The sequence below is a fragment of the Pseudomonas sp. MIL19 genome, from assembly GCF_028680365.1.
Lineage (GTDB): Bacteria > Pseudomonadota > Gammaproteobacteria > Pseudomonadales > Pseudomonadaceae > Aquipseudomonas > Aquipseudomonas spirodelae.
Window position 1 is genome coordinate 212,011 of the sequence record NZ_JAPPVG010000003.1, and the last position, 14,957, is coordinate 226,967.

Sequence of the window (14,957 nt, forward strand, 5' to 3'; positions counted from 1 at the left end):
AACGCAGCAGGGCCGACGCGCAGCAGATCGCAAATAGGTTCTTAGCGCTCGCCGATCAACCACTCAATAGGCAGCTCATGCTGGCCGCGCTCATCGGTGACGAATAGCTCGCCGTCGCTGATCATCACGCTCCAGTTCAGCGAGCGGGGCATATCCAGGGCCAGCTTGGCCAGGGCTTCTTGGTCCAGCGCCACCACGTTGATGTTCTTCAGGGTACGCACCGGATCGAGTTCTTTGGTCTGCCAGACGCGCAGGTTGCCGTAGGCCACCAGGCTGAATTTCTCGGTACGTCGCGAGCACCAGGTCATGCGCTCGCTGTCCGGCTGACCGACTTCAATCCAGTGCAGCACACGATCATCCAGGCTCTTTTCCCACAGGGCGGGTTCATCGACATCCGACAGTCCGCGACCGAACGCCAAGTGCTCGTGATAGAACAAGGCATAGGCCACCAGGCGCGCGGCCAGGCGCTCTTCGGTTTCCGAAGGGTGCTTGGCCACGGTGAAGCGCAGGTTTTCATAGACGCTGCGGTCCATGTCGGTGAGGTTAAGCTCGATTTTGTAGGTGGTAGACGGCAGGGCCATGCTGGGACTTCTTACTGGGCGAAAAGAGCGCAAGTCTAACCCGAAACGCCCCTCGCCCGTAGGGCACGCCCACTCAACAGCGCATTTTCCGCTCACTGCCGTCCTCAGGATCACGGTAATCAATAATCGCCTGGCAGGTAATCAGGTCGACATACACGCGGCAGTAATGCTCGCCATGACGCCAGGCCATGGCCACGCTGCTTTCGCCGGACTGATTCAACTCAAAGCGCCCGTCAAAGGCCGGATGGCTGTTACGTAGGCGCATCAACGGCAACAAGCGTTGTACCAACGGCTGCCGCAGCGCCTCTTCGGCCTCTTCCAGGCTGTAGTAGTGCCGATTGACGTCGCGCGCCTCGCCGCTTGCGGTACACAGCTCAAAATCGTTACAGCCGGCCAGCAGGCCGACGTAGTAAACCTGCGGAATACCCGGGGTGAAGAACTGAATGGCACGCGCGGCAATGTAGGCATCGTCATTGCGCAGCAGGGCTTCATAGAAGGTGCAGGTCAGCTGATAAATCGCCCCCACGCTGTGCACGCTGACCGCTGAGCGCCGCATGATCGGATCGGCACTGCGGGTCGAGACTTCATCGACCAGAAAGCGAATTTCCGCCTCCGGCAGCATGCTTTCGACATCCGGTATACAGATGCCGTCATGGGTATCCAGCACGGTGATCTGATTGCGCGGGCACATGCGCAGCCACTGTTTCAGGTAACGGCTTTGGCCGCTGAGAAAGGCATGCAGCACCAGCGGTGGCAAGGCGAACGCGTACGGGCGCATATGCCGGCGCGAGATGGCGTACTGGTAACTGATGTGGTCATGCACCTCGGGCAGCATCTCCGCGCCGTACTTCTCGCCGGTTTCACGGAACCAGTCGAGGATGCGATAAACATCCGGCTCGACCAGAAAACAGCTGCTGCCAATCTTCTTGGTGGTGTAACCGAACGCATCCAGCCGAAACAGTTTGACCCCGCGCGCGGCGAGAAAGGCCATGTACCGTTCCATCAGTTGATAGGTCAGCGGGGATTCGTAGTTGAGGTCGATCTGCCGCTCAGTGAAGGTGCACCACACCCGGCACGTCTGACCATTGGCCAGGCGCACATCACGAAACGGCTCTTTCTCTTTACGGATATGGATCTTGGCCAGATCTTCCAGGCTGATCTCGCCCAGCTTATCGACCTGCACAAACAAGTCGGCGTAGGGTGAGTCCTGGCCATGGGCAACAAAATCGAGAAACTCCGGCGACTCATCAGAAATATGACTAATCACCAGGTCGACACACAGATCAAAACGCGCCGAGATGCGCTCTACATCCGCCCAGTCGCCATAGCGCGGGTCGACTTGCATATGCGTTAACGGTGAAAAACCACCGTCCGCATTGGATGGATACATCGGCAGCAAATGCACGCCAGCGACGGCATCAGCCAGGTGTCGGTCGAGCAGCGTGTAGAGGCTGCCAAGATTGCCACCCAAGCGATCTGGATAGGTGATCAACTGAATCGCGTTGCGCAATGCCATGCTCGCTCCTCATTTGCCAAAACACCCGCCTGCTGTTTTCAGCAGGGCTGTGACTGACCTTAGCGAGACATCGCGGTCATGACCAGCGCGCAGCAGCCCTCGACATACCCTGTGCATATTTTCCCTGTAGCTACACAATCGCATAGGCTTAGCCCTGCTTTTTTGCCCTGGAACCGCCATGAGCCCGAACAAACCCTTAGCTGGCCTGAAAGTCATTGAGCTTGGCACCCTGATCGCCGGCCCGTTTGCCTCACGCATCTGCGCCGAATTTGGTGCCGAGGTGATCAAGGTCGAATCGCCCGATGGCGGCGACCCGTTGCGCAAGTGGCGCAAGCTGTATGAGGGCACCTCCTTGTGGTGGTTTGTGCAGGCGCGCAACAAGCAGTCGATCACCCTTAACCTCAAGCACGAGGCAGGGCGCGAGGTGCTGAAGAAGCTGCTCAGCGAAGCCGACATCCTGATCGAGAACTTCCGCCCCGGCGTGCTGGAAAAACTCGGCCTGGGCTGGGAGGTGCTGCACGCCCTCAACCCCAAACTGGTGATGGTGCGCCTGTCCGGCTTCGGCCAAACAGGCCCGATGAAGGATCAACCAGGCTTCGGCGCAGTGGGCGAATCCATGGGCGGGCTGCGTTACATCACCGGCTTTGAGGATCGCCCGCCGGTGCGTACCGGCATCTCGATTGGTGACTCGATTGCCGCGCTGTGGGGTGTGATCGGTGCGCTGATGGCCCTGCGGCACCGCGAAGTGAATGGCGGCCAGGGTCAGGTGGTGGATGTGGCGCTGTATGAGGCGATCTTCGCCATGATGGAGTCGATGATCCCTGAGTTCGACGTGTTCGGCTTTATCCGCGAACGCACGGGCAATATCATGCCGGGCATCACGCCCTCCTCGATCCACACCAGCGGCGATGGCAAACACGTGCAGATCGGCGCCAACGGTGATGCGATCTTCAAGCGCTTTATGCAGGCCATCGGTCGCGACGATCTCGCCACCGCGCCAGACCTGGCCAGCAATGACGGCCGTGATGCGCGCCGTGATGAACTGTATGGGGTGATCGACCGCTGGGTTGGCTCACTGCCGCTGGAGCAGGTGCTGGCGACCTTGAAGCAGGCCGAGGTGCCAGCCAGCCGCATCTTCAGCGCCGAGGACATGTTCCACGATCCGCAATTTCTCGCCCGTGAGATGCTCCTGTCGGCCAAGCTGCCCGACGGCAAGCCCTTCAAGATGCCCGGCATCGTACCCAAGCTGTCTGCAACGCCTGGCGGCGTCGAATGGGTCGGCCCAGAGCTCGGCGAACATAACCAGGCCGTGCTCAACGCCCTCGGCTACAGCAATGCGCAGATCGCCGAACTGAAAACCCTCGGGGCCATTTAACGCCGTGCTGTTCTCTGACCCGATCAACAGCCCACCGCGGAGCGTGGTTACCGAGCTGCGTGACTACCCCGAGTGGCATCAGGGCCGCAACCGCTATGGCGTGTGGATACTGCCGGTGCAGTGCCCTGCACTGCTCGCACGCATCACGTTCGTCCAGCAGCAACTGGCCGACCTGCTGCACCCGCCAGGCCGGCGCCAGGCGCATATCACCCTGTTTGTCTGCGGCTTTGCCAGTGGTGTGCAGCGGCGTGACGATGATTTCAGCAAGTCGCAGTTGCAGCGGCAACTCAAGGCACTAGGCCGGCACCCTCGGCACGCCTTGAACTTATCGATTGGCCAACCCGACAGTTTTGCCAGCGCGGCTTTTCTGCCGATCGACGACCCAACAGGGCAATTACTGGCATGGCGCGAATGCCTCGGCGAACACACCCGTGAAATTCGCCAAAGCGCCTACCACGCCCATATCACCCTGGGCCTGTATCAGCGGAGCGCTGATGCCGCATTGATTCGTCAGCGCCTAGAAGCACTGAGCGAACCCAGCCCACGCCCGCTCAAGGTTAATACCCTGCAGTACGGCCACTACCGCGCGCACCAGCTATTCAGCCCGCTGCGCATCCAGCACAGCCTGCGCCTCGGCGGATGAGGAAAAACCTGGTGGAATAAAAAAGCCGGCTCCTTGACGGGGGCCGGCTTTTCAACTCACTACAGGCTTACAGCGGCTTGCCGCGATTGCCGTGCTGCGCCACAAAGTTTTGTACGGTCTTCAGGTCATTAGCCAGTACCGTGCAGCGCTCATCGCGCTCGAACAGATCCGCCAAGTGCGCAGGTAGCTCAGGCGCCTGGCCGACACCGGCTTTTTCCACCGCCTCGGGGAATTTGACCGGATGCGCCGTACCCAGGATCACCATCGGCGTGGCCAAGCTGCGGCGGCACTCACGGGCCGCACGCACGCCAATCGCGGTGTGTGGATCAAGCAGTTCGCCGCACTGGTTAAACACCTCGGTGATGGTCTCGCACGTCTGCGCGTCATCCACAGCCAGGGAGTCAAACAGTTTGCGCGCCTCGGTCCAGCGATCCTGGTCGACGCTGAAACCGCCGCCCTTCTTGAAGTTCGCCATCAACTCAGCAATCGCCGCACCGTTACGGCCGTGCAGGTCGAACAGCAGACGTTCAAAGTTCGACGAAACCATGATGTCCATGGACGGCGAGAGCGTCGGGTGCAGGGTGTCCTTCACATACTGATTGCCGCTCATAAAGCGGTGCAGGATGTCGTTGCGGTTAGTGGCGACGATCAGCTGGCTGATTGGCAGGCCCATGTTGCGTGCCAGGTAGCCGGCAAAGATGTCGCCGAAGTTGCCGGTCGGCACCGAGAAGGCGATGGAGCGCGCCGGGCCACCGAGCTGTAGGGCCGCGTGGAAGTAGTAAACGATCTGAGCCATGATCCGCGCCCAGTTGATCGAGTTCACTGCCACCAGGCGGGTGCCCTTGAGGAAGCTCTGGTCAGCGAAGCTGTCCTTGACCATTTCCTGGCAGTCATCGAAGTTGCCTTCGATGGCGATGTTATGGATGTTGTCACCGAAAATGGTGGTCATCTGCCGGCGCTGCACCTCGGACACGCGGTTGTGCGGGTGCATGATAAAGATGTCGACGTTGTCGCAGGCCTTGCAGCCTTCGATCGCCGCCGAACCGGTATCACCGGACGTAGCGCCCATGATAACCACGCGCTCGTTGCGCTTGGCCAGCACGTAGTCGAGCAAGCGACCGAGCAGCTGCAGGGCGAAGTCTTTAAAGGCCAGCGTTGGGCCGTGGAACAGCTCCAGCACCCACTCATTGCCGTTCAGCTGACGCAGCGGCGCAACAGAACTATGGGCGAACACGCCGTAGGTCTCTTCGAGAATTTTCTTGAAATCGGCATCCGGAATGCTGCCGGTGACGAACGGGCGCATTACCCGGAAGGCCAGCTCGTGATACGGCAGGCCAGCCCAGGAAGCGATTTCTTCCTGAGTGAAGCGCGGCAGGTTTTCCGGCACATAGAGGCCGCCGTCGCTGGCCAGACCAGCCAGCAGCACGTCTTCGAAATTCAGGGCCGGTGCCTGGCCACGGGTACTGATATAGCGCATAGGGACAAACCTTCGGTTGAATCTTTAAGAGCCGCAGCTGCCTGCTGCACCTGCGGCCAGAGGCGGATTAGTTCAACTGCTCGACGCGGATACGCACAACACTGCCGACCACATCTTCAAGCGCCTCAAGGGCACTGATCGCCTCGTTGATTTGTGCTTCGACCACGCGGTGGGTGACCAGGATCATCGGCACCAGGCCGTCTTGCTCCTCGACTTCCTTCTGCATGATCGACTCGATATTGATCCCGCGGGCCGACAGGATGCTCGCCACCTGGGCCAATACGCCTGGATGATCCTTGGCCTGAATGCGCAGGTAATAGGCGCTCTCACTGGCTTCGATCGGCAGAATCGGGTGATCGGACAGCGAGTCGGGCTGGAACGCCAAGTGCGGTACGCGGTTGGTCGGATCAGCCGTCAGCGCGCGAACTACATCAACCAGATCGGCGATGACCGATGAAGCCGTCGGCTCCATGCCGGCGCCAGCACCGTAATACAGGGTGCTGCCGACCGCATCGCCATTGACCATCACAGCATTCATCACACCATTGACGTTGGCAATCAGACGGTCAGCCGGGATCAGTGTCGGGTGCACGCGCAACTCGATACCGGCCTCAGTACGGCGCGCCATACCCAGGTGCTTGATGCGGTAGCCCAGCGCCTCGGCGTAGTTCACGTCCGCAGTGGTCAGCTGGGTGATGCCTTCGGTGTAGGCTTTGTCGAACTGCAGCGGAATACCGAAGGCAATCGAGGCGAGAATGGTCAGCTTATGCGCCGCATCGATGCCTTCAACGTCGAAGGTTGGATCTGCTTCGGCGTAACCCAAAGCCTGTGCTTCAGCCAACACGTCTGGGAAGGTACGGCCCTTTTCGCGCATTTCGCTGAGGATAAAGTTACCGGTGCCGTTGATGATCCCGGCAACCCAGTTGATGCGGTTAGCCGCCAGGCCTTCACGGATCGCTTTGATCACCGGAATACCACCAGCCACAGCTGCTTCGAAGGCGACGATCACGCCCTTTTCGCGGGCACGGGCGAAGATCTCATTGCCATGCACGGCGATCAGCGCCTTGTTGGCCGTGACCACATGCTTACCGTTGTCGATGGCCTTGAGCACCAGCTCCTTGGCCAGGGTGTAACCGCCAATCAGCTCGATAACGATATCAATCTCGGGGTTGTTCACCAGCTCGAATACATCGCTGGTCATGCTAATACCGGTCGTATCGTACTGCGGCTTGGGCGAACGAATGGCGATCTGGGCAACTTCAATACCGCGCCCTGCGCGCCGGGTAATTTCCTCGGCATTACGCTTGAGTACATTCAAGGTACCGCCACCGACGGTACCTAGCCCACAGATGCCTACTTTCACCGGTTTCACACTGAACTCCCCATCTGCATGCGTAAAACGACCGGAGCAAGCCCGGTCTTAGAAAAAGAGCCGCACCATACGAAGCGGCTGTTTATTAGTCAATCAGCGACAAGGCTCAGATCACTTGGACTCGAGGGCGATTTTCGCCAACTGCGGCGCTGGCTGGTAGCCGGGAATGATCTTACCATTGGCCAAGACGATGGCCGGCGTACCACTGACCCCGATCATTTGCCCCAGCGCGTATTGCTTGGCAATCGGGCTGTCGCATTGCGCATCATCCACGCCCTGGCGGCTTTTCGCCCGGTTCATGGCCGCCTGGCGGTCTTTGGCACACCAGACATTCGACAACTCTTTGGCTGCTGCGCTTTGCAGCCCCTGGCGCGGGAAGGCCAGGTAACGCACCTCAATACCCAAACGATTCAGCTCAGATACTTCGCTGTGCAGTTTCTGGCAATAGCCACAATCGGTATCGGTGAATACGGTGATATGGGTTTTCGGCTGCTTGGGCGCGAACACCACCATTTCTGACGTGGGAATGGCGTCCATAAGCTTGACCACACCACGGCTCTCTGCTGCTTCAGTCAGGTTCACCGGCTTGCCGTCTTTGACCTGAAACAGATACCCCTGCAGCAGGAACTGGCCGTCGGCACTGGTGTACAACTGCCGACCACCGGCCAGCTCGACCTGATAAACACCTGGCATAGGGCTTTCGGCAATAGCTTCAATCGGCAGAGCCGGATCGATAGCCTTGAGGCTATTGCGGATGGCCTGGTCGGCGTCGGCAGCAACGCCCACGCCGCTAATCAGCCCCAGAGCCAACGCCACAACAATGCGGTTAAAACGCATACAAACTCCTGGCAAAAAACCATCTAACGAGGGATGCGCGCAGCCTACCATAGAAGCCCACACAGACCGACCACAGCAGGCCAGACGGCGCGCTCAGCCACGCGGATGGTGCTGCGCATGCAACTCCTGCAAGCGTGCACGGGCGACGTGGGTGTATATCTGCGTGGTCGACAAATCGCTATGCCCCAAGAGCATCTGCACCACGCGCAGATCCGCGCCGTGGTTAAGCAAATGCGTGGCAAAGGCATGGCGCAGGGTATGCGGCGACAGGCTCTTGGCAATCCCCGCCACCTTGGCCTGGTGCTTGATGCGGTGCCAGAACGTCTGCCGCGTCATTTGCTCGCCGCGCATACTGGGAAACAGCACATCACTGGGTCTGCCATCCAGCAGAAACGGTCGCGCCTCCTTGCTATACCGTTCAATCCAGACAATCGCCTCTTCACCCAGCGGCACCAGGCGCTCCTTGCTGCCCTTACCAAACACCCGCAGCACGCCCTGACGCAAATTGACCTGCTCCAGAGTCAAACCAATCAACTCACTGACGCGTAGGCCGCAGGCATACAGCACTTCCAGCATGGCGCGATCACGCAGACCAATGGGGTCGTCCAGCTCCGGCGCTGCCAGTAAAGCCTCAACATCTGCCTCGGACAACGACTTGGGCAGCGGCCGCCCCAGCTGCGGCATATCCACCTGCAGGGTCGGATCACGACCGATCAACTGCTCACGTACAAGAAACCGATAGAAGCCACGCAACCCCGACAACAGCCGGGCGGTAGAACGCGCCTTGTAACCTTCATTTAAGCGCCAGGCCAGGTGATCGAGAATCAGCTCACGCCCGACATCCGCCAACTGCACATCACGCACCTGCAACCAGCCATGAAACAACGCCAGATCACTGCGGTAAGCCGAGCGGGTATGCGCCGATAGCCCCTTTTCCAGCCATAGGGACTCAACAAAACGGTCAATCAAGGGGTGGTCGATGGCAGGCATGTAGAACTATTACGATAGAAAGAGGGTTAGTCTTCCACAGCTTGGCCACGCAGGGCCAGGTATCCAATCGCAAGGACCCTTGATGAACGAACAACATATGCTCATGGCCTTCGCCGCCATCGGTGCCAGCGCCCTCGCCTGCCAGTGGCTGGCATGGCGTTTACGCCTGCCGGCCATTTTATTTCTGCTGATCGCCGGCATCCTGGCCGGCCCAATCTTCGGCTGGCTTGACCCACAAGCCCTGTTCGGCGATTTGCTGTTCCCACTGGTATCGATGGCCGTGGCGCTGATTCTATTCGAGGGCAGCCTAACCCTGCATTTATCGGAGTGGCGCGAGATTGGTAGCGTGGTCCGGCGCATGGTGACGATTGGCGCACTGGCCACCTGGGCCGTGATCGCCGCCAGCACGCATTACCTGCTCGGTTTTAGCTGGGAGATGGCCCTGCTGTTCGGCACCTTGACCCTGGTCACCGGACCAACCGTGATCGTACCGATGCTGCGCGTCGTACGCCCCAAAGCCTCGATTGCCAACATCCTGCGCTGGGAAGGCATCGTGATCGACCCGATTGGCGCATTGCTCGCCGTCGTGGTGTACAGCTTTATTATTTCCAGCAGCGAGGGTAATGGCTGGCACACCGGCCTGCTCACCTTCGCCGGCGTTATCGCCTGCGGCAGCCTGTTCGGGATTGCTGCTGGCTGGGCGCTCGGCACCGTCTTAAAGCGCCAATGGCTGCCGGATTACCTGCATAACCTGGCGGTCTTAGCCACGGTACTGGGGGCATTCATCGCTGCCAACGAAGTCATGCATGAGTCTGGCCTGCTCGCCGTAACCCTCATGGGCATGTGGCTGGCCAATATGAAGGGCGTCGACGTGCGGCATATCCTGCACTTCAAGGAGAACCTCAGCGTCCTGCTGATTTCCGGCTTATTCATTCTGCTGGCCGCACGACTCGACCTGAACGCCCTGCTCGCCCTCGGCCCCGCAGTATTGGTTTTGCTGCTGATCATTCAGTTTGTCGCACGCCCGCTGAATGTCGCGCTGTCGACCTTCGGCTCCAGCCTTAACTGGCGCGAGCGCGCACTGCTGGCCTGGATTTCGCCACGCGGGATTGTCGCTGCAGCTGTATCGGCCATCTTCGCTATCCGCCTCGGCGAGCTGGGCTACGAAGGCGCAGAACTGCTGGTACCACTGACCTTTGCGGTGATCATCGGCACGGTTGTACTGCAAAGCGCCACGGCACGACCAGTGGCCAAGCTGCTGAAAGTCGCAGAGCCGGCACCCACTGGCTTTCTAATCGTCGGCGCCAACCCCGTGGCCCGCGCAATCGCTACAGCGCTGCAAGGCCTCGGCAACCGCGTGCTGCTGTGCGACTCCAGCTGGGAGAACATCAGCACTGCGCGCATGAAGAAACTCCCCACTTACTTTGGCAACCCTACCTCGCAGCATGCCGAAGCCCACCTGAATCTAGTCGGCCTCGGCCACCTGCTGGCACTATCACCCTCCAGCGAACTGAACGCGCTGGCTTGCATGCACTTTCGCCACGATTTTGCCGCGAAGCGCCGCTTTACCTTGCCCAGCGGCACAGAAAGTCGGCGCAGCGATAAACACCGCAGCCGCGACGCCGTGCGCGGCCGCCCCCTGGGCAGTCAGCCACTGAGTTTTCCGCAGTTCGCCAGCCGCCTCAGCAAAGGCGCCGAGGTGCGCACCACGACCCTCACCAGCACCTTTGATTGGCCGGCCTACCAAACTCTGCATGGCGAGCGAGCCGTAATCCTGCTTGCTTGCGACCCCAGTGGCTGGATACATGTCGCCACCCACCCACTTGAGGTCGTGCCCGGGCCGGATTGGACCCTGGTTGCACTGATTGACGAGGAACAAGAAGCTTCCCGCTAGACGAGTCGCTACTCAGGTAGGCGCTGAGGCTTGCGAGAGCAGCAGCGCCTATACACCGCCAACGCCCAGCACGCTGGAAAGCCAATCGGCATAGCGCGAGTGAGCGACGCATGGCGTTAAAGCACCAACACCGGCACGGGCTTTTTCTGCTCGTCAATCGCCACAAAACTGAACACACCAGTGATTGCTCGCTCGCGGGCATCGCTGCTCATGCTCTCGACAAACACCTCAACCTCAACCTTGAGGCTGGTGTTACCCACCGCGATGACCCGACCAATCAGCTCGACAATCGAGCCCGCTGGAATGGCATGCTTAAAGTCGATCCGATCTGACGAGACCGTCACCAACGGCAAGCGGCAAAAACGCGTAGCGGCGATAAACGACACCTCATCCATCCAGGCCAATGCCGTACCGCCGAACAGGGTGTTGTGATGATTAGTCGTCGGCGGGAACACTGCCTTGGTTACGCGTGTTTCCGACAGTACTGTACGCCGCTGTATTTCTTGCTCTCTTGGACTCATGCCACGACCACCTGATCAAACCTAATGCGCCGCCACTGCAAGGCGAGCTCGCTCAAGCATTGCGCGAACACCTTGCCTGCACGACTCACTGCGCAGCAGCGCCATAAACGAAAAAAGCAGCCCGAAGGCTGCTTTTTTTGGAAAGCTGAGGCTTAGCCCAGTTTTTCCTTGATGCGCGCTGCTTTACCGGACAGGTCACGGAGGTAGTAAAGCTTGGCTTTACGCACGTCACCGCGACGCTTAACAGCCAGGCTATCAACCAGTGGGCTGTAAGTCTGGAAAGTACGCTCTACACCAACACCGTTAGAGATCTTACGAACAGTGAAAGCACTGTTCAGACCACGGTTACGCTTGGCGATAACAACGCCTTCAAACGCCTGCAGACGCTGACGGTCGCCTTCCTTTACTTTTACCTGAACGACAATTGTGTCGCCCGGTGCAAAAGGAGGGATTACTTTGCCCATCTGCTCAGCTTCGATCTGCTGAATAATCTTGTTGGTCATGCTGCGCTCCTAAGACTGGCCTTGGCCGGTCATCGATATATTAACTATCGTCCCGCTGGCGGACGTATTCCTCCAGCAGCTTCTTCTCTTCTCCAGAAAGCGAGCGGCTTTCCAGAAGATCAGCGCGGCGTTCGTGCGTCCTACCAAGGGACTGCTGCAAACGCCAGCGCCGGATGTGCTCATGATTGCCACTCAGCAATACATCAGGAACACGTTTATCCGCATACACCTCCGGGCGAGTGTAGTGCGGGCAGTCGAGTAGACCATCCGTAAAGGAGTCCTCCTCGGCCGAACTTGCATGACCCAATGCACCAGGCAAAAGGCGCGTTACCGCATCGATCAGCACCATGGCCGGCAGCTCACCGCCGGATAGGACGTAGTCCCCAATCGACCATTCTTCATCGACATGCGCCTCAATAAAGCGCTCATCAATGCCTTCGTAGCGACCTGCGATGAGGATTAACGCCTCAACGTTTGCCAGTTCGCGTACTGCTGACTGCGTCAGCTGGCGACCTTGCGGCGAGAGGTAAATCACCTTCGCTTTTTCACCTGCGGCGTGCTTGGCATCGAGCAAAGCATCCTCAAGCGGCTTGATCTTCATCACCATGCCAGGGCCACCGCCAAAGGGCCGATCATCCACAGTGTGGTGACGGTCAGTGGTGTAGCTTCGCGGGTTCCAACAGGTCAGTTGCAACAACCCCTGTTTCACCGCGCGGCTGGTAATGCCGTAATCGCTGATAGCGCTAAACATTTCCGGGAACAGCGTAATGACTTCAACGCGCAGATTAGGCATCAGGCTTAAAAGTCCGCATCCCAGTCGACCCGCATTTCGCCAGCGCTCAGGTCAATCGACAGCACGCATTGCTCGGTATAGGGCAACAGACGCTCGCGACCATCCAGGCTGTCGGTGCAGGGTTTAACCACCATCACATCGTTGGCACCGGTTTCTAACAAGTGATCAATCTTGCCGAGCAGTTGCCCTGCCTGATCGATAACCTTGAGACCTTCCAACTGGTACCAGTAGTACTCACCGGCAGTTAACTCAGGGAACAGGTTGCGCGGCACGCAGATCTCATAACCGGAGAGAAGACGCGCTTCTTCACGATCATCAAGATCCTTGAGCTTCGCGACCAGGAACTTGTCATTCCCGCGTCCGCTGACTAGCTCGACCTGTTTGACACTGCCTTCGCGCCTAAGCGTCCAGGACTTGTACTGCAACAGGTTTGCAACAGGATCCGTAAAGGAATACACCTTCACTTCACCGCGAACGCCATGTACAGAGTAAATCTTGCCGACAACAATCAAATCATCGGTAGCAGCAGGCGTCGCGCTCATATTGCTCAGGCCGCAGCCTTAGCAGCGTCCTTCAACAACTGGGCAACACGATCAGAAGGCTGCGCACCAACGCTCAGCCAATGGGCCAGGCGATCTTGCTTCACGGACAGGCGAACTTCCTGACCACGAGCGATCGGGTTGAAGAAACCGATCTCTTCTTTGTGCGCGCCGTCGCGTGGGTTGCGGCTATCGGTCACGTTAATCTTGTAGAACGGGCGCTTTTTGGAGCCGCCAAGGGCAAGACGAATGGTTAGCATGTGAACATAGTTCCTGTAGTCGGTGCTGCAAATCTAAATGCACAGCGGGCATAGGTGCCCGAAAGGCCGCATATTCTAAGGAATATCCGGACTTTTGCAAATGGCTTTTTCAGGCGCCTAGGCTTGTGCAATCGAGATTTGCCAGAGGCCGCTATCCAAACCGGCCAGCCAGCTCCCGCAAAAGGCGGGTTTACTGTATATCCCCGCCTTAAGCAGGGACTACGCCGACATCGCTGCCGACGCGGATTCCTTACATTTTCGGCATACCGCCTGGCATCATCCCGCCCATGCCACGCATCATCTTGGCCATACCGCCTTTGGCAGTGAATTTCTTCATCATCTTCTGCATTTGCTTGTGCTGCTTGATCAAGCGTCCGATGTCCTGCACCTGAGTACCGGAGCCCATGGCAATGCGGCGCTTGCGCGAACCGCTGATCACATCGGGATCACGGCGCTCTTGAGGCGTCATCGAGTTGATGATCGCCTCCATTTGCTTGAACTGTTTCTCAGCCGCGCCCTGAGCATTACCCATTTGCGCAAGATTAACGCCCCCCATCTGTGGCAGCTTGTCCATCAAGCCACCCAGACCGCCCATATTCTTCATTTGCTGCAGCTGATCACGGAAGTCTTCGAGGTCGAAGCCCTTACCCTTCTTCAGCTTCTTAGTGAGTTTGTCGGCTTTTTCGCGATCCAGAGTCTGCTCGGCCTGCTCGATCAAACTGAGCACGTCACCCATACCGAGAATGCGCGAAGCAATACGGTCCGGATGGAAAGGCTCCAGCGCCTCGGTCTTCTCACCCATACCGATGAACTTGATCGGCTTACCGGTGATGTGGCGCACGGACAACGCGGCACCGCCACGGGCGTCGCCGTCGACCTTGGTCAATACAACACCGGTTAACGGCAGCGCATCATTGAAGGCTTTGGCGGTATTGGCGGCGTCCTGACCGGTCATAGCATCGACCACGAACAGGGTTTCAACCGGATTAATCGCCGCGTGTAGCGCCTGGATCTCCGCCATCATCTCGGCATCAATAGCCAAACGACCGGCGGTATCGACGATCACCACATCAATAAACTTGAGTTTGGCTTCCTTGATCGCCGCCTCGGCGATATCCACCGGCTTCTGGCTGAGGTCGGAGGGGAAGAAGGTCACACCAATATCGTGAGCCAGGGTTTCCAGCTGCTTGATCGCCGCCGGGCGATACACGTCAGCCGACACCACCAACACGGTCTTTTTCTTGCGCTCTTTAAGGAAGCGCGCCAACTTGCCGACTGTGGTGGTCTTACCCGCCCCCTGCAGACCCGCCATCAGCACGACAGCAGGCGGAACGGCATTCAGCGCCAAGTCTTCGTTGGCGGCGCCCATCAGCTCTTCGAGCTCGGCGCGGACGATCTTCACGAACGCTTGACCCGGGGTCAGGCTTTTCGATACTTCAGTGCCGACCGCACGATCTTTGACCTTATTGACGAAGTCCTTAACCACTGGCAAGGCAACGTCAGCCTCAAGCAAGGCCATGCGCACTTCACGCAGGGTGTCCTTGATGTTGTCTTCGCTCAGCTTGGCTTTGCCAGTGACATTTCGCAGGGTCTGCGAGAGGCGGTCAGTCAGATTTTCGAACATGCGCGTTCCTTTCAGGCTCAAGCGAGCCGAGG

15 protein-coding genes are annotated in these 14,957 nt (G+C 58.8%); 3 read left to right on the plus strand and 12 right to left on the minus strand.

The annotated features are described in order from the left end of the window. Positions 1-41 precede the first annotated feature (41 nt). On the minus strand, positions 42-581 hold the full coding sequence (locus N1078_RS04075) for a YaeQ family protein (protein WP_274086921.1): 540 nt from the start codon (positions 579-581) through the stop codon (positions 42-44). 73 nt (positions 582-654) lie between these two features. Continuing rightward, entirely contained in the window at positions 655-2,097 is a 1,443-nt protein-coding gene (gene gtfA, locus N1078_RS04080) for a sucrose phosphorylase (RefSeq protein ID WP_274086922.1), read from the minus strand. Positions 2,098-2,275: 178 nt separating this feature from the next. Here gtfA and N1078_RS04085 point away from each other — a divergent pair, with 178 nt between their 5' ends. Then, complete coding sequence (locus N1078_RS04085; RefSeq protein ID WP_274086923.1) at positions 2,276-3,472, plus strand: CaiB/BaiF CoA transferase family protein; 1,197 nt, start codon at positions 2,276-2,278, stop codon at positions 3,470-3,472. Positions 3,473-3,476: 4 nt separating this feature from the next. Further along, positions 3,477-4,115 (plus strand): 2'-5' RNA ligase family protein, encoded by a 639-nt coding sequence (locus N1078_RS04090; RefSeq protein WP_274086924.1) that lies wholly within the window; start codon positions 3,477-3,479, stop codon positions 4,113-4,115. 67 nt (positions 4,116-4,182) lie between these two features. Here N1078_RS04090 and thrC read toward each other — a convergent pair whose 3' ends face one another. The 4 genes from thrC to xerD form a co-directional block, all read right to left on the minus strand. Next, positions 4,183-5,592, minus strand: a complete 1,410-nt coding sequence (gene thrC, locus N1078_RS04095; RefSeq protein WP_274086925.1) for a threonine synthase — start codon at positions 5,590-5,592, stop codon at positions 4,183-4,185. 67 nt (positions 5,593-5,659) lie between these two features. Then, positions 5,660-6,964, minus strand: a complete 1,305-nt coding sequence (locus N1078_RS04100; RefSeq protein WP_274086926.1) for a homoserine dehydrogenase — start codon at positions 6,962-6,964, stop codon at positions 5,660-5,662. A 111-nt stretch (positions 6,965-7,075) separates the two neighbouring features. Continuing rightward, positions 7,076-7,801 carry a bifunctional protein-disulfide isomerase/oxidoreductase DsbC gene (gene dsbC / locus N1078_RS04105; RefSeq protein ID WP_274086927.1) on the minus strand — a complete coding sequence of 242 codons (726 nt, stop codon included), beginning with the start codon at positions 7,799-7,801 and terminating at the stop codon, positions 7,076-7,078. Between the two features lie 93 nt (positions 7,802-7,894). Then, positions 7,895-8,791, minus strand: coding sequence for a site-specific tyrosine recombinase XerD (gene xerD, locus N1078_RS04110; protein ID WP_274086928.1), 897 nt, complete (start codon positions 8,789-8,791; stop codon positions 7,895-7,897). Between the two features lie 82 nt (positions 8,792-8,873). Here xerD and N1078_RS04115 point away from each other — a divergent pair, with 82 nt between their 5' ends. After that, the gene (locus N1078_RS04115; protein ID WP_274086929.1) at positions 8,874-10,685 is read left to right on the plus strand and encodes a cation:proton antiporter; all 1,812 of its coding nucleotides are present in this window, start codon (positions 8,874-8,876) and stop codon (positions 10,683-10,685) included. A gap of 116 nt (positions 10,686-10,801) precedes the next feature. On the opposite strand, the gene N1078_RS04120 is transcribed toward N1078_RS04115, so the two are convergent. From N1078_RS04120 to ffh, 6 genes are all read right to left on the minus strand, one after another. Next, positions 10,802-11,206, minus strand: coding sequence for an acyl-CoA thioesterase (locus N1078_RS04120; protein ID WP_274086930.1), 405 nt, complete (start codon positions 11,204-11,206; stop codon positions 10,802-10,804). A 152-nt stretch (positions 11,207-11,358) separates the two neighbouring features. After that, positions 11,359-11,709, minus strand: a complete 351-nt coding sequence (rplS, locus tag N1078_RS04125; RefSeq protein WP_274086931.1) for a 50S ribosomal protein L19 — start codon at positions 11,707-11,709, stop codon at positions 11,359-11,361. Between the two features lie 40 nt (positions 11,710-11,749). Continuing rightward, positions 11,750-12,502: a tRNA (guanosine(37)-N1)-methyltransferase TrmD gene (gene trmD / locus N1078_RS04130; protein ID WP_274086932.1), complete on the minus strand. Its 753-nt coding sequence runs from the start codon at positions 12,500-12,502 to the stop codon at positions 11,750-11,752. Positions 12,503-12,507: 5 nt separating this feature from the next. Continuing rightward, the gene (rimM, locus tag N1078_RS04135; protein WP_274086933.1) at positions 12,508-13,044 is read right to left on the minus strand and encodes a ribosome maturation factor RimM; all 537 of its coding nucleotides are present in this window, start codon (positions 13,042-13,044) and stop codon (positions 12,508-12,510) included. A gap of 5 nt (positions 13,045-13,049) precedes the next feature. Continuing rightward, positions 13,050-13,301, minus strand: coding sequence for a 30S ribosomal protein S16 (gene rpsP, locus N1078_RS04140; RefSeq protein WP_274086934.1), 252 nt, complete (start codon positions 13,299-13,301; stop codon positions 13,050-13,052). Positions 13,302-13,551: 250 nt separating this feature from the next. After that, positions 13,552-14,925: a signal recognition particle protein gene (gene ffh / locus N1078_RS04145; protein WP_274086935.1), complete on the minus strand. Its 1,374-nt coding sequence runs from the start codon at positions 14,923-14,925 to the stop codon at positions 13,552-13,554. Between the last annotated feature and the right edge of the window lie 32 nt (positions 14,926-14,957).

Coding starts and splice junctions, on each gene's coding strand:
- trmD (WP_274086932.1), bottom strand. CDS start 12,502: ATGCCTAATCTGCGCGTTGAAGTCATTACGCTGTTCCCGGAAATGTTT.
- N1078_RS04120 (WP_274086930.1), bottom strand. CDS start 11,206: ATGAGTCCAAGAGAGCAAGAAATACAGCGGCGTACAGTACTGTCGGAA.
- N1078_RS04085 (WP_274086923.1), top strand. CDS start 2,276: ATGAGCCCGAACAAACCCTTAGCTGGCCTGAAAGTCATTGAGCTTGGC.
- ffh (WP_274086935.1), bottom strand. CDS start 14,925: ATGTTCGAAAATCTGACTGACCGCCTCTCGCAGACCCTGCGAAATGTC.
- rimM (WP_274086933.1), bottom strand. CDS start 13,044: ATGAGCGCGACGCCTGCTGCTACCGATGATTTGATTGTTGTCGGCAAG.
- dsbC (WP_274086927.1), bottom strand. CDS start 7,801: ATGCGTTTTAACCGCATTGTTGTGGCGTTGGCTCTGGGGCTGATTAGC.
- rplS (WP_274086931.1), bottom strand. CDS start 11,709: ATGACCAACAAGATTATTCAGCAGATCGAAGCTGAGCAGATGGGCAAA.
- N1078_RS04115 (WP_274086929.1), top strand. CDS start 8,874: ATGAACGAACAACATATGCTCATGGCCTTCGCCGCCATCGGTGCCAGC.
- rpsP (WP_274086934.1), bottom strand. CDS start 13,301: ATGCTAACCATTCGTCTTGCCCTTGGCGGCTCCAAAAAGCGCCCGTTC.
- gtfA (WP_274086922.1), bottom strand. CDS start 2,097: ATGGCATTGCGCAACGCGATTCAGTTGATCACCTATCCAGATCGCTTG.
- thrC (WP_274086925.1), bottom strand. CDS start 5,592: ATGCGCTATATCAGTACCCGTGGCCAGGCACCGGCCCTGAATTTCGAA.
- xerD (WP_274086928.1), bottom strand. CDS start 8,791: ATGCCTGCCATCGACCACCCCTTGATTGACCGTTTTGTTGAGTCCCTA.
- N1078_RS04075 (WP_274086921.1), bottom strand. CDS start 581: ATGGCCCTGCCGTCTACCACCTACAAAATCGAGCTTAACCTCACCGAC.